This is a genomic window from Streptomyces sp. Act143 (genome assembly GCF_003143935.1).
Lineage (GTDB): Bacteria > Actinomycetota > Actinomycetes > Streptomycetales > Streptomycetaceae > Streptomyces.
Genome location: NZ_QFRX01000001.1, coordinates 2,178,942 through 2,192,732, shown reverse-complemented (window position 1 = coordinate 2,192,732; position 13,791 = coordinate 2,178,942). Strand labels below are relative to the sequence as shown.

Here is a 13,791-nt window from a genome sequence, read left to right as displayed (position 1 = left end):
GGCTCAGGTCTCGTACAGGTGTGCGGACGCGGCTCGGCCCGGCCGCATGATGCGTATTTTGTGGCTCTCGCAGGCGGGGCACTGCGGGGATTGAAGGGGCGAGGGCACGCGCTGGTCGCCGAGGTGGTAGACGGCGGTGATCCGAGTGTGCTGGTCCACCGTCAGGTCGATGTCGTACGTGCTCTCCCAGCCGTGTCCGCAATTGAGGCATGCGAAGGAGTAGGCGCGCTGGACGTGTCGTGCGGGCATGGTCCACCTCCCTGGGGGACGGCCGTTCCGTCGAGGTCACCAGTACCCAGTTTTGCACAGTGCAATATAGGGTTCGATGTCTTCCTCCGGGGCCTGCTCACGCGGTCGTGTGCACCGCGCGCAGCGCGCTCTGGTGGCTGAGCCAGCCGACCGGTGCGCGGTGTGCGGGATCGAGGACGGGTACGCCGGTGCCCGCGGCCGAGAGCAGGGTGTGCAGGGCCTGCGCGAGGGGCTGGTCGGTTGTGACGGGGGCGGGCATCTCGGCCAGCTGGCCCACCTTGGCCGGGGCCGCGTCCGGCTGGTCGGTCAGTGCTTCGGCGATCGCCTGAGCGGTGACGACACCCACGTAGCGCCCGGATTCGTCGACCACCGGCAGTGCGCCGTAGCCGGACAGACCCAACAAGTCTGCGGCATCGGCGAGTTCGGTCGACTCCGACAGTGAGGAAGGGAGGGGATCCATCACGGAGCCCACCTGTTGGGCACCGATCCGGGCTCCGGGCGCGGGGCCTTCGAGGTCGATGCCGCGGCGGCGCAGCTTGAGGGTGTAGATCGTGTCGCGGGTCAGCAGGCGGCTGGTGGCGGTGGCCAGGACGATGGCCAGCATCAGCGGCAGGATGATCGAGTACTCGCCGGTCAGCTCGAACAGGATCACCACGGCGGTGATCGGTGCGCGGGCCGCCCCGGCGAACACCGCGCCCATGCCGACCAGAGCGTACGCCCCCACGGAGCCGGCCGCGCCGGGCAGCAAGTGGTGGACGCCCGTGCCGTACGCGGCGCCGAGCATCGCCCCGATGAACAGGCTGGGTGCGAACACCCCGCCCGAGCCGCCGATCCCGATGGTCAGGCTGGTGGCCACCATCTTGCCGACCAGCAAGAGCAGTAGGAAGCCGACCGCGTACCCGCCGCCGGTCGCCTTCTCCAGTACCGGGTAGCCGACCCCGTACATCTCGGGCAGGGCGAGCAGTACCAGGCCGAGCAGCAGGCCGCCCGCCGCCGGGCGCAGCCATTCCGGGCCCCGCCAGACCCAGTCGCAGGCGTCCTCGATCAGATACAGCACCCGGGCGAAACCCACACCGACCGCCGCGGCGACCACCCCTAGCAGGGCGAACAGGCCGTACTGCGCGAAGTGGTCGACGTGGAAGGCGGGCAGTGTCAGGAAAGCGACGTCGCCGAACGCGGCCCGGCCGATCACGCTCGCGGTGACGCTGGCCAGGACGGTCGCGCCGAACGCCTCCGCGGAGAAGGTGCCCAGGATCAGTTCCATGGCGAAGAACACCCCGGCCAGCGGCGCGTTGAAGGTCGCGGCGATGCCGCCCGCCGCGCCGCACGCGACGAGCAGCTTCATCCGGTGCTCGGGCGCCTTCGTCACCCGGCCCAGGGTGGAGCCGAGCGCCGAGCCGATCTGCACGATCGGCCCCTCGCGGCCAACCGAGCCGCCGGAGCCGATGGTCAGGGCGGAGGCGAGCGTCTTGACCACGGCGACCTTCGGGCTGATACGGCCGCCGCGCTGGGCGACCGCCAGCATCACCTCGGGCACGCCGTGGCCGCGTGCCTCCTTGGCGAACCGGTTCACCAGCGGCCCGTACAGCAGACCGCCCAGCACGGGGGCCAGCAGCACGAAGTACGGGCCGAGCCACGGCACGTGCGGGTTGCCGGTGCCGGGCGCGGCCGCGTAGTCCGCGTGGCCGGAGAAGAGGTGGGTGAAGGCCGTGATGCACCAGCGGAAGACGATCGACCCGACGCCCGCCCCGGCGCCGACCACCACGGCGAGCGCCATCGGGCCCCAGGGGGCGGTACGCAACCCTGCTGTGCCGCGCGCGGGGGCGAGAGCGTCTTTCGTGGTTCGGGTCCGCTCGTTCTGTTCTGCCGTTTGTCGGGCCGCCGGTCCGGCCGCCTGGGTGGTGCCCATTCCTTCCCCTTCCATATGTTTGCATTATGCAAAACGTGTCAAGGGGGCGCTTCGTCCGGGCGCGGGTTCACCCACGGCGACCCGCGCCTGGACCCGGAGAAGTCCCGCGGCCTCGAACTGGAGTACTACTAGCAGTGTGTGGTGGGCCGTGACGCGGTGCACGTGCCGGAACAGTACGTGTGGGGCGTCGTCGCCGAAGGTGACGGTGGTCCCGTTCAGCAGCGGGATTCCGCCGGGCGAGCCGGACGCCCCGAAGGGGCGGGGGTGGGGGGCGGCGGTGGGGCTGCTGTGTGTGCATCCGGCGGTCAGTGCGATGAGGAGTGCGGACGTGACGACCGGCGAAGCCGATCGGGCGCGTAGGTTGATGCCTGCCGTGTTTGCCTTGCGCCAACGTTGGTCTGTGGCCGGACACCGACCCGGTCGTGGCAGGTGGCACTTGGCGCGTGAACGCGGCGGACGGCGCTCGCGTATCCCCTCAGGTCCAGGGACCTGCCGGGGCGGAGGAGGGAAGATCATCCAGGGCGAGGGCAGCGCGACCGTCGCGCGTCGTCCCGGCCGGGCGGAGACCGGCCGTGGTACGACCTGCGCCCGGGCCGGAGTGTTCGCCCTGGCCGGGAGTGTGATCGCCGCCCTCGGACACCACGCGGTCGCCGACGAGGCGGTGCCGTGGCGGTTCGTACTGTTGCTGGCGGGAGCGCAGTTCGCCGCTGTCTGGCCCGCGGCCCGTCGGGGTTTCTCCCTGTACTCCGCCCTCGGATCCGCCCTCGCCGCGCAGGGCGCCGTGCACCTGACGCTGACCGTCGTGGGCGGGATGGACCCCGCTCTGGGCGGCGAACACGGTCACGCGGTCTCCGCCGCGGCCCAGGGACACACCTGGCACCACGCCTCCGCCGCCATGAGCGCAGTCCATCTGCTCTCCGCGCTGGCGGTGGTCTGGCTGCTGCACCGCGCCGACGCGGCCGTGATGGTCGCCCTGGGGATCGCGCATGCCGTGAGAGGCGTCGCGGCGGCCGTTGGCTCCTGGGTCCGTTCACTGTCCGGCGGCACTCAGGTCCGCCCGCTGCCCGTGGCGCCGCCCGTCGAATGCCTCGCGCGACCAGTGCGGGCAAGGCCCCAGCTCCTCGGGAACGCGCTGGTGCGCAGGGGACCTCCGGGACACGCCCCCGTCCCGACCGGTTCCACGTCCGGTCCGCCTTCTCGGGCTGTCCGGCTTCCCCTGCAAGGAGCATCCCCGTGTCCGTGCACCGTGCGGCCCGCGCGGCGGGTCGTCTCGCCGTGGCCGGAGCCGCCGCGCTGACGGCTGTCCTGAACCGGGCCGATCCCCCCTCCGCCCATGCGGAGGTCGAGGCCGACACGCCGCGGGCCCTGGCCCGAACGTCACCCCCACCTTCGTCTCCGAGGCCGAGTCCGACAGCGCCGGCTTCACACAGGTGCGTGTCGTCCTGCCCGACGGCATCGCACCCGGAGACGTCGCGCTCGCCGAGGCCCCCCGAGAGGCTGGAAGCCACGAACCGCAGCCGACGGCTGCAGCGTCGCGGGCCCCGCCCTGCGGACCGAGGTGGACGTCGTACACAAGGTCAGGATCCGTCGGCTGCCGGACGCCGGGCAGCTCGTGTTCAAGACCGTCGACACCTACGGCGACGGCGAGATCGCCCGTTGGATCGAACCGTCGACGGGTGGCGCGGAGCCCGAACGGCCCGCTCCTGTACTGAAGTTGAAGCGCACCACGACGGCAGCGGCGACGAGCGCCGGTCCCGCTCACGAGACGGCTGCCGCGCGGAGCGGCGGTGTGCCCGCTGTGCTGATCGCCGTGCCGTTCCTCCTGGGAGCGGGGCCCGGTGGTCGGTCAGGCGGTGGGCCTCCTCGGGCAGCGGCAGACCGGCACCCGTAACCGCCTTGCAACGGGGCCGGACGCGCTCACCCGTGTCCGGCCCGGCCGAGAACCAGCAGCCCATCCGGAGACATGACATGGAACGACGCAGGACCGAACGAGACGGCCGAGTGACCAGGGCACTGCTGATCGTGATCGCCGTGCTGACCGGCGCCCTGCTGGGCGGGGCCGCGCCCGCCTCGGCGCACGCGGTGCTGACCTCCAGCGATCCGCGCGGGGGCACTGTGCTGAAGTCGGCGCCGAAGGAGGTGACGGTCACCTTCGACGAGTCCGTCGCACTCGCCGAGGACTCGGTGCGCGTGCTCGACCCCGACGGCCGGCCGGTGACCGCCGGCGACCCCACCCACGCGGACGGCGTGGCGGACACCGCCCGGGTAGCCCTGACCGGCGACCTTCAGGACGGCACGTACACCGTCTCCTGGCGGGTGCTGTCGGCGGACAGCCATTCCGTCTCCGGCGCCTTCACCTTCTTCGTCGGAGCACCCTCTCCGACTCGGGCCGAGGCGAGGCCAGAACCGGCGGTGGACCCGGCGGTCGACCTGCTCTACGGCGCCGGCCGCTATGTCGCCTACGCCGGTCTGGCCCTGCTGATCGGCGGCGCGGTGTTCGTCGTGGTGTGCCGTCCCGGGGCCGCGGCCGCGCGGGTGGCGTGCCGGCCAGTGCTGTCGGGGTGGTGGGCCGTGACGCTGTCGACGATCGTGCTGTTGCTGCTCCGCGGGCCGTACGCGAGCGGGGACGGGCCCGGTGGCACGCTCGACCCCCGGCTGCTGAAGGACGCTGTGGCCAGTCGGCCGGGCATCGCCCTGCTGGCCCGGCTGGTCCTGCTCCTGTTCGCCGGACTCCTGCTGAAGCGAGGTCGGCCGGTGTGGCAGGCAGGCCGACGTTCGGCCGTCGTCGGTCTCGCGCTCGCCCTCAGCCTGGCCGGGACCTGGGCGGCGGCCGACCACGCCTCCGCGGGTATCCAGGTGCCCGTGGCGATGGTCTCCTCCGTGCTGCACCTGCTCGCCATGGCGGTGTGGCTCGGCGGGCTGACCGCATTGCTCCTCGTGCTGTACCGGGCACCGGCCGACGAATTGCTCCCGCCCGCCGCCGTGGCCCGCTTCTCCCGGCTCGCCCTTGCCTCGGTGGCGGTGCTGGCGGCCACCGGCGTATACCAGTCCTGGCGCGGACTCGGCTCCTGGGACGCGTTCACCACCTCGTACGGCAGGCTGCTCGCCCTGAAGATCGGGGCGGTGGTCCTGATGCTGACGGCGGCATCGTATTCGCGGAACTGGACCGAGCGGCTCTGGACCGTGCCCCGGGAGCAAGCGCTGCTGGTCGCCGTGGGCGGCGGCGACCACAGTCCTCCGCCCGGCCCGACGACGGGAGGGCCCGGCGCGGGCGAGGCCGGGAGTGGGACCCACTGGCGTGGGCTGCGCAGGTCCGTCCTGGCCGAGGTGGCGGTGGGCGTTCTGGTGCTGGCGGTCACGACCGTGCTGACGGGAAGTCAGCCGGGGCGGGCCGCCGTCGAGAGCGCGGCGGCCGACACGGTCTCCAGGGTGCCCGGACAGCCTGACGTGACACTGACGCTGATCCCGTTCGACACGGGCACACCCGGCGGACGCGGCAAGGTGCAGGTGACCCTTGAGCCAGGCCGGGTCGGCCGGAACGTGATCGAGGCCGTGATCTTCGCCGCCGACGGCAGTCTCGTCGCCATCCCCGAACTGCGCCTGACCTTCACCCAGTCCGCGCGCGGCGTCGGTCCGCTCGACGCCCAGCTCGCCGACCAGCGCGGCTACTGGGGCAGCGACACCCTTGACCTCCCGATCGCCGGGACCTGGACGATACGGGCCACCGTCCGCGTCTCCGACATCGACCAGGTCACAGTGTCGAGGAACGTGAAGATCAACCCGTGAGCGGCCGGAAAACCCCCGGCGACGTGAATGCGGGTGAACGCTGTCCTCCGAAGGCCCGTAAGAAGCGGGAGCCTGCCTGCGAGGAGGAGTCACCCGATGCCCCGAGTGCAGTGCCTGGGCAGTGTCACGCGTCGCGGCCATCGGGTGAGCGTGCGCCCGCGGCTCTGCGGCCGGTGCGTGCCGCAGTGTTCGCGGCGGTCTGCGTTGTGACGACGGCGCTGGGGCACGCGCTGACGTCCGAAGACCGCCTGCCGTGGTGGGCGGTGGGCTTGGCCTTCGTCGCGACCGCCTCGGACGGGTGCTGGCTGGCGCTCCGGGAGCGGGGCGTCGAGATGGTCGTCGGTGGCACGGTCGTCTCGCAAGGACTGCTGCCTCTGCTGTTCAGCCTGGGGCCCCAACGGGTGTCCGCGAGGAGCGCGGCGGCCGGTGAGCAGGAGACGGCGGGAGCGCTCTCGGCGCATCGCGAGGTGGTGGTGATGTCCCCACGCGGCCATACTCATCCACCACTCCGACATGATGGGTTGCCCGCCGAAGAGCCATGGACCTCAGTTCGGCTGTCCGGTCGTCGTCTCTCCGGCGGCCTCCGCTCGCCGGGTGGCTTGACGGTCCGGTAACGATCCGTCTCGGCGAATACCTGCACAGTGCAAACGTACATACGATCCACCGCATGAACAGAGGTGTGAAGATCGGCATAGTCGGTAGTGGTGCGGCGCTGCTGGTCCTGGGCGGAATCGGTGCGTACAACGTCGTGCAGGCGGTGTCCCCAGGGACGACAGGGAGCGGTGAGACCAAGGCGGCGCGCACCTTCGACCCTGCGGCGGTGTCGAGTGAGCCGCCGTCGGACGCCGAAGCGGTCAAGCTGACCCGCGCGTTCCTGGACAGCTGGTCCAAACAGGAACTCGACCGGGCCGCGAGCGACACCGACGCCTCGACCACGGCCGCGTCGGCCCTGCGGGGGTACGTGGATGGCCTGCATCTGAAGGCGCTGACCTTCGACCAGGTCGTTTCCGAGGGGCCATCGGCGGTGACGGCGGGCGCGACCAAGGTCACCTTCGACGTCACGGCCCAGGTGGCAGGCGGCACCTGGACCTACCCGAGCGCGGTGGCGGTACGGCAGAGCACCAACGGCCAGTTGGCGGTGCACTGGAACAACTCGGTGCTCTTCCCCGGCCTGGGTGACGATCAGTCCCTGACGGCGGGCACGCTGCCCGCCGGCACCAGCACCGCCGAGGTCGTGGCGAGCGACGGCAAGACCGACCTCGCCCGCTTCGCCTCGCTGCGCGACATCGTGGCGACGATCCGCCAGAACGCCACCCCGACCGGCGGCACCACCGGCACGGGCGTCGCCGTCGTCGATGCGACCGGCGCCGGCGTGAAGTCCCTGAAGGTCTTCTCCAAGGGGAAGGCCCCCGTCATCAAGACGACCATCGACGCCTCCCTCCAGGAGGTGGCCGAGACCGCGGTGAAGGACGCTCATCTTCAGGGCAAGCCCGCCGGGACGGTGGCGCTCGACTGGAAGACCGGGCACATCCTCGCCCTCGGCCACACGGGAGACCACGGCGACATCGCCATCAACGGCATCAAGTCTCCGGGCTCCACGATGAAGATCATCACCTCGGCGGCCCTGTTCGACCAGGCGGGCCTCACCCCGAACAGCCCCGCCCCCTGCACGGACTCGCTGATGGCCAACAGCCAGCTGTTCCACAACGATTCCGGAGTACGGGCCAATCCCGCCTCCACCCTCGCCCAGGCGTTCACGGTCTCGTGCAACACCTCCTTCATCAAGGACGGCTTCCACTACCTCGTGCACGACGGAGACGCCTCCGCCCTCCACGACGAGGCCGTCAACGTCTTCGGCATGGGCAGCTGGTCCATCGGCGGCGGTGTCGCCACCACCGACCCGAGCATCCCGGCGGACGTCCAAGGCGGCGACCAGGCCGCCCAGTTCATCGGCCAGGGCCGGGTCACGGCCACCCCCCTGTTCATGGCGTCCGTGGCGGCCACCGTGCGAGGCGTCGGCTTCCACCAGCCGATCATCCTGCCCGGACAGCATCAGGACACCGCGCCCCGGCCCATCTCGGCCCGCACGGCCGGATACCTGCAGTCGATGATGCGCACCGTGGCCACCAGCGGCACCGCCGCACCACGCCTCAGCGGCCTGCCGGGAGTCGGCGCCAAGACCGGCACCGCGGAAGAGGGCGACCACACCAACGGCTGGCTCACCGCGTACAACTCCCGTATCGCGGTCGCGGCCCTCGTCGAAGGCGGCAGCTCCGGTGTGGACTCCGCCGGATACGTCGTCCGTCACCTGCTCACCGGGAGCTGACGCACCGACGGCGACGACGGCCTCGGCATCGACCCGTCCGCAGGCCCGGTCGGGCCCGTTCCGTCCGGATGGAAGGGAGAGCTGGTTGCCTGACGGTACTCCCGTGGAAGGGGCCCAGGCCGGAGGGCGGGCGGACCGCTCGGGCCACGGTGAGCGTCCCGCTGGCGAGGACGGTTCCGATCGTGCGGCGCGAAAGCCGCACCAGAGCTCCTGATCCGGAAAAGAGGTACGCCGCCAGATACAGCGCGCAACGATGAGAAGGTCCTTGTCCTGAGCAAAGCTTGCGCTGTGCCAGATCGGTCCGGGGTGCCAACACGCGACGGGCCGCAGCCACAGCGGACTCATCGGTGTCCCGCCGGTTCCCCATGCCGGTGGACTTCTCGGACGCCGACTTCGGGAACAGTTCCGCGAGAACCTGCGGGCCACGGCGCCTTCGCCGGGATGCCGCTCGGTTCCGTCAGTCACCACTGCGTGCACCATTTCACGTGCCCGGTTCTCGTCGTCGGGGCCGGCAGTACCTGACCCCGCGCGATGTCGGTTCGCCTTTGCGTGGGCCTCGACGCCGCCGGGCGTAGAGTCCGGCAGCGATGAGCAGGGTCGCGGTGAACGCCAGGACCGCCCGGCCGCGCATCAGTTGGTTCACCGCGAGAGTGAAGGCGGCGGCTGCTGAGGCCGGACCTCCGGCCCGGACCAGGGCCGCTTTGTGCTTGCGGATCGCCAAGGGGCCATGGCCGCCAGCCCCGCCAGGAAACCGACGAAGACGGCGCCGGCGGAGAAGAGCAAGAGTTCCTGCTCCCGGCCCGCCGCAGTCACTGACCGGCGTGGCGGCGATGTGGACGACGACCGCCCGTGTCGGCTGCCCCCGCCTGGCAGGGCATCTCTGCACCGGTGTCAGTCCCGAGACGAGGCTTTACAGGCTCGCGACGCCTCGACAACCGTGGGGTACAGAAAGGCCGGCCGGCCGACGTCAACTGCGCTGAAGGCGCGTCGCGCATCCGGTCCCGCGACCAGGGTCAGCATGCCGCCCCCGGCTCGGATCGTGCGCCGTACCGCCGTCAGAAGGTGGACACCAGCCGGGTGGAAGCTTGTCACTTGTTGGACGTCGACCACGAAGTGGCGGTGTCCCACACGCAGCAGCCTGATGAGCGGCTCGCACAACAAGGGGGCCAAGGCCGCGTCGAAAGTCCCCTCTGCTTCGACGACCAGGAGGTCGGCGTCGGCCCACCGAGGCGTGAGTCGCAACGGCTGGACCTCCAAGGCTGCCTCCCGCTCGACGATGTGCCACATCCGGGAAACCCCTCCCCGACCCCGCCGCCGGAGGGGTTCGTGTGCTCGCCTGCCCCGTCCTCTGCGAGTCATGCGGACACGACATGATGGACGCCGGGCGGTGGCGGGCGTCCGCTCTCCGAAGCGATGGGTACCTGCTTCGAGGAAGACCCGCGGCAATCCTCCTGTGGAGATCAGCCAGGGGGCGCGGCCTTCGCGGTGGGGCTGTACGGCATTGCCTGCGGCCTCGTACCAGTTGGTGCGGGCGGTCTCGGCCGCAGTCCGACGATCGCCGGGTGGAGGCTGTGCAAGGCAGGCAGCGGACGTGGCCTGCCGACCGAGACGACGTCCTGGGCGCAGCCGGGTATGAGCCCAGGGTGCGAAGCAGGCTCTTCGGTTGCTGTCAGTCGAGCACGACACACCCAGGCCGTCCGGTCGGCCGTGAAACGGGTCGATATATGACAGCACTCGACACTGCAGCTGCACTCGGCATTCTCGTCTCAGCGCACCCCCGCTTGCTGGCCCCGGCAGGCGCTATCGAGCGTCACTGACGTGACATAGCGCCCCCTTGAGTGCTGCTTGCTCTCCAGCGAGCCCGTTGCCGTAGGGCGGCGGGACGTCAGGCGGTGCTCCCGAAGGTGGTGAGAGGTTCGACTCCGGGGCTGTCCTTGAAGGCCAGGCCCAGGTCGGCCAGTTTCGCCTTGACCTCGTCGATGGACTTGGTACCGAAGTTGCGGATGTCGAGCAGGTCGGCCTCGGAGCGGGCGACGAGCTCTTCCACGGAGTGGATGCCTTCGCGCTTGAGGCAGTTGTAGGAGCGGACGGTGAGCTCCAGTTCCTCGATCGGCAGTGCCAGGTCGGCGGTCAGGGCGGCGTCCGTGGGGGACGGGCCGATGTCGATGCCCTCGGCGTCGATGTTGAGCTCGCGGGCCAGACCGAACAGCTCGACCAGGGTGTTGCCGGCGGACGCCATGGCGTCACGGGGACGCATCCCCTGCTTGGTCTCGACGTCGACGATCAGTTTGTCGAAGTCGGTGCGCTGCTCGACACGAGTCGCCTCGACCTTGTACGTGACGTTGAGTACCGGGCTGTAGATGGAGTCGACCGGGATACGGCCGATCTCCCGGCCCACCTGCTTGTTCTGCACGGCGGAGACGTAGCCGCGGCCACGCTCGACCGTCAGCTCCATCTCCAGCTTGCCCTTGTCGTTCAGCGTCGCCAGGACCAGGTCGGGGTTGTGCACCTCGATGCTGCCCCGTAGAGCGATGTCGGCGGCGGTGACCAGACCCGGGCCCTGCTTGCGCAGGTACATTACGACCGGCTCGTCGTCCTCGGAAGAGAAGACCAGCTGCTTGATGTTCAGGACCAGGTCGGTGACGTCCTCCCTGACGCCCGGCACGGTGGTGAACTCGTGCAGCACGCCGTCGATACGGATGCTGGTGACAGCAGCGCCGGGGATCGACGACAGGAGCGTACGGCGCAGGGAGTTGCCGAGGGCGTAACCGAAGCCCGGCTCCAGCGGCTCGATCACGAACCGGGAACGGAACTCGTCGACGACCTCTTCGGTCAACGAGGGACGCTGGGCAATCAGCATGAGGTGAAGCCTCCGGCTATTCGGAGCCCACTGGCGGGCGTCATGGACATCAAAGCGTCGAAAATCTTTCGGTCTCTTCGCGGATCAGAGCGGCATCGAGGCCCTCAGCGGGAAGACCGACCCGCGTCACACGGGCGACCTGAGCCGTGGTCGGATTCCGGCGTCGTTCGGACGTGCGCGCCGGGGGCGACGAACATCCCGCCGCCGTTGTCGGCGAGCAGACGGTCGGCAACGCTCGAAAGCGCCGCGGGAACAGCCATCGGCCGCGCGGGTTGTCCTTCACCCGGCCGTTCAAGGCACGGCGACAGGTGTCCATGGCCAGCCCCTTGTCGCTTGCGGCGTCCTTACTTCCCCTTGTGTCAAGCTTTGCATGATGCAAAATAGCATGGTGGCGTCAACCGGCCGTCGACTGTGCCGGCGGATCGGGAGCCCAGTGGACGCCGCAGTGCAGGCCGGTCGGGCCGCGGCACACGGGGGAGGCTGCGGCCCGACCATCCAGCTGTTCCGGGGGATCTGCGACATGGAGGGAAGTGCCGGGCGCCGTCGCGCCCGTCGTCTGCTGGTCGGCACCGTGGTGGTGCTGGCGCTGGCCGGTCTGAACGGGCCGTGGCTGTACCGCGTCGGGAGCGAGAAGTACCACCACTACGAGATCAACAGACCCGAGTACAAGGCGGAGAACGGGCACTGGGACGTCGTCGACGTCCCCGAAGCGTTCCGGCAGAACACCATCCACGCGGCCTTGCTGCACACCGGCAAGATCCTGCTGGTCGCCGGGTCCGGCAACAACCTCGACAACTTCGACGCCAAGAACTTCCGCTCGGTGGTCTGGGACCCGGTCGAGAACACCTTCCACGAGGTGAGGACCCCGGCCGACCTCTTCTGCACCGGTCACATCCACCTGGCCGACGGCAAGCTGCTGTTCGCGGGCGGCACCAAACGCTACGAAAAGCTCAAAGGCGATGTCACCAAGGCCGGCGGGCTGATGATCGTCCACAATGAGGACCCCGACAAGGCGGTCACACTGCCCGGCGGGACGAGGTTCACCGGTAAGGAGAACCACAAGACGTTCGTCTCCAAGGACCCCGTCTCCGTCAAGCCCGCGAAGAAGATCTTCGACAAGAGGACCGGGAAGTTTTTGCGCACGGAGGCGAGCGTGAACCGCGTCTACGTCGAGGCGCAGAAGCGCGGCAGGCAGTACGAGACCGGTGCCCAGGAGAACTACCGCGTGCAGGGCCTGACCGGCTCCGACACCCACAACGTGTACGGCATCGCCAACAAACTCGGCCTCGACAAGAAGGACTTCCAGGGGATTCACGACGCTTATGAGTTCGACCCGGCGACGGAGAAGTTCACCAAAGTCGCCCCGATGAACGAGGCCCGCTGGTACCCGACCCTGACCCGGCTCTCCGACGGGCGGGTGCTGGCGCTGTCCGGGCTGGACGACATCGGCCAGGTGGTGCCGGGCAAGAGCGAGGTCTACGACCCGAAGACCAGGACCTGGACCTACAGCGGGAAGGTCCGGCAGTTCCCCACCTACCCGGCCGTCTTCCAACTGCCCGACGGCACCTTCTTCTACTCCGGCTCCAACGCCGGCTACGGCCCGAGTGACGTCGGCCGCGCTCCAGGTATCTGGCAGTTCGCCACCAACAAGTTCACCAAGCTGCCCGGCTTGGACGACGCGAACCTGATGGAGACCTCCGGCACGGTCATGCTCCCGCCCGCCCAGGACGAGAAGTTCATGGTGGTCGGCGGCGGAGGCATCGGAGAATCGACCAAGTCGTCGAAGAAGACCAGGATCATCGACCTCACGGCGGACAGCCCGCACTTCACGGACGGCCCGCAACTGGCGGAAGGCACCCGCTACCCGGAGCTGTCGATCCTTCCCGACGACACCGTGCTGATCACCGGCGGTTCTCGGGACTACCGGGGCCCCTCCGCCGAGAACATCCTCCAGGCACGCATCTACGACGCCAAGACCGGCGAGATGCACCGAGTGGCCGACCCGGAGGTGGGCCGCAACTACCACTCCGGCTCCATCCTGCTCCCCGACGGCCGCGTGATCACCTTCGGCGGCGACTCCCTCTTCGCCGACAAAGCCAAAACCGAGCCCGGTGTCTTCGAACAGCGCCTGGAGATCTACACGCCGCCGTACCTGTACCGCGACTCCCGGCCGTCCCTGACCAGCGGTCCCGCCACGGTGAAACACGGGGCCACCGCGACCTTCCGAACCAAGTACGCCTCCGTCATCAAGACCGCCCGCCTGATCCACCCGAGCTCCACCACCCACGTCACCGACGTCGAGCAGCGCTCCATCGCCCTGGACTTCAAGAAGACGAAAGACGGCGACGGCATCCAGGTCACCGTCCCGAAGAACCGCGACCTGGTCCCCTCCGGCTGGTACATGCTGTTCGTCACCGACGATCAGGGGACACCCTCCGTAGCGCGGTGGGTCAGAGTGCCCTGACCGCTGCGGCCACAGGGCGTAAGGACGGCGTCATCTCACCTCCGGCCGGGTCACGGCCTTCCGATCCGCCGAGCGAGGTGCCGACAGGAATCGCCGAGGAAGTCAGGCCGGGATGACGCGCGTGCGGGACGCGGTGCACCGGTGCGCGTATACGGAATCGAGACCGTCGTACACCCCTCACTCCTGCAACCCCAGGG

The 13,791-nt window shown here is 69.9% G+C and carries 10 protein-coding genes; 6 read left to right on the top strand and 4 right to left on the bottom strand.

The window, feature by feature from the left end:
- Positions 1-3: 3 nt before the first annotated feature.
- Entirely contained in the window at positions 4-249 is a 246-nt protein-coding gene (locus DI272_RS09785) for a hypothetical protein (RefSeq protein WP_109494970.1), read from the bottom strand.
- A gap of 97 nt (positions 250-346) precedes the next feature.
- Entirely contained in the window at positions 347-2,026 is a 1,680-nt protein-coding gene (locus DI272_RS09780; RefSeq protein WP_109494969.1) for a chloride channel protein, read from the bottom strand.
- Positions 2,027-2,594: 568 nt separating this feature from the next.
- On the opposite strand from DI272_RS09780, the gene DI272_RS09770 reads away from it, so the two are divergent.
- The 5 genes from DI272_RS09770 (at position 2,595) to DI272_RS45200 (ending at position 8,792) form a co-directional block, all read left to right on the top strand.
- The gene (locus DI272_RS09770) at positions 2,595-3,455 is read left to right on the top strand and encodes a hypothetical protein (protein WP_258314501.1); all 861 of its coding nucleotides are present in this window, start codon (positions 2,595-2,597) and stop codon (positions 3,453-3,455) included.
- Positions 3,456-3,491: 36 nt separating this feature from the next.
- Positions 3,492-4,049, top strand: a complete 558-nt coding sequence (locus DI272_RS09765) for a YcnI family protein (RefSeq protein ID WP_258314500.1) — start codon at positions 3,492-3,494, stop codon at positions 4,047-4,049.
- Between the two features lie 77 nt (positions 4,050-4,126).
- Positions 4,127-5,944 (top strand): copper resistance protein CopC, encoded by a 1,818-nt coding sequence (locus tag DI272_RS09760; RefSeq protein WP_181387136.1) that lies wholly within the window; start codon positions 4,127-4,129, stop codon positions 5,942-5,944.
- Positions 5,945-6,611: 667 nt separating this feature from the next.
- The gene (locus DI272_RS09750; RefSeq protein WP_109494966.1) at positions 6,612-8,270 is read left to right on the top strand and encodes a penicillin-binding transpeptidase domain-containing protein; all 1,659 of its coding nucleotides are present in this window, start codon (positions 6,612-6,614) and stop codon (positions 8,268-8,270) included.
- A 288-nt stretch (positions 8,271-8,558) separates the two neighbouring features.
- Positions 8,559-8,792, top strand: a complete 234-nt coding sequence (locus DI272_RS45200) for a universal stress protein (protein ID WP_309221652.1) — start codon at positions 8,559-8,561, stop codon at positions 8,790-8,792.
- A gap of 369 nt (positions 8,793-9,161) precedes the next feature.
- Here DI272_RS45200 and DI272_RS09740 read toward each other — a convergent pair whose 3' ends face one another.
- Together DI272_RS09740 and DI272_RS09735 are read right to left on the bottom strand one after the other, a co-directional pair.
- On the bottom strand, positions 9,162-9,557 hold the full coding sequence (locus tag DI272_RS09740) for an STAS domain-containing protein (protein ID WP_181387135.1): 396 nt from the start codon (positions 9,555-9,557) through the stop codon (positions 9,162-9,164).
- 598 nt (positions 9,558-10,155) lie between these two features.
- Positions 10,156-11,130: a DNA-directed RNA polymerase subunit alpha gene (locus DI272_RS09735; RefSeq protein WP_109494964.1), complete on the bottom strand. Its 975-nt coding sequence runs from the start codon at positions 11,128-11,130 to the stop codon at positions 10,156-10,158.
- 520 nt (positions 11,131-11,650) lie between these two features.
- Here DI272_RS09735 and DI272_RS09730 point away from each other — a divergent pair.
- Positions 11,651-13,594: a kelch motif-containing protein gene (locus DI272_RS09730; RefSeq protein WP_109500762.1), complete on the top strand. Its 1,944-nt coding sequence runs from the start codon at positions 11,651-11,653 to the stop codon at positions 13,592-13,594.
- The last annotated feature ends 197 nt before the right edge of the window (positions 13,595-13,791 follow it).

Coding starts and splice junctions, on each gene's coding strand:
- DI272_RS09785 (WP_109494970.1), bottom strand. CDS start 249: ATGCCCGCACGACACGTCCAGCGCGCCTACTCCTTCGCATGCCTCAAT.
- DI272_RS09780 (WP_109494969.1), bottom strand. CDS start 2,026: ATGGCGCTCGCCGTGGTGGTCGGCGCCGGGGCGGGCGTCGGGTCGATC.
- DI272_RS09765 (WP_258314500.1), top strand. CDS start 3,492: ATGCGGAGGTCGAGGCCGACACGCCGCGGGCCCTGGCCCGAACGTCAC.
- DI272_RS09760 (WP_181387136.1), top strand. CDS start 4,127: ATGGAACGACGCAGGACCGAACGAGACGGCCGAGTGACCAGGGCACTG.
- DI272_RS09750 (WP_109494966.1), top strand. CDS start 6,612: ATGAACAGAGGTGTGAAGATCGGCATAGTCGGTAGTGGTGCGGCGCTG.
- DI272_RS09740 (WP_181387135.1), bottom strand. CDS start 9,557: ATGTGGCACATCGTCGAGCGGGAGGCAGCCTTGGAGGTCCAGCCGTTG.
- DI272_RS09735 (WP_109494964.1), bottom strand. CDS start 11,130: ATGCTGATTGCCCAGCGTCCCTCGTTGACCGAAGAGGTCGTCGACGAG.
- DI272_RS09730 (WP_109500762.1), top strand. CDS start 11,651: ATGGAGGGAAGTGCCGGGCGCCGTCGCGCCCGTCGTCTGCTGGTCGGC.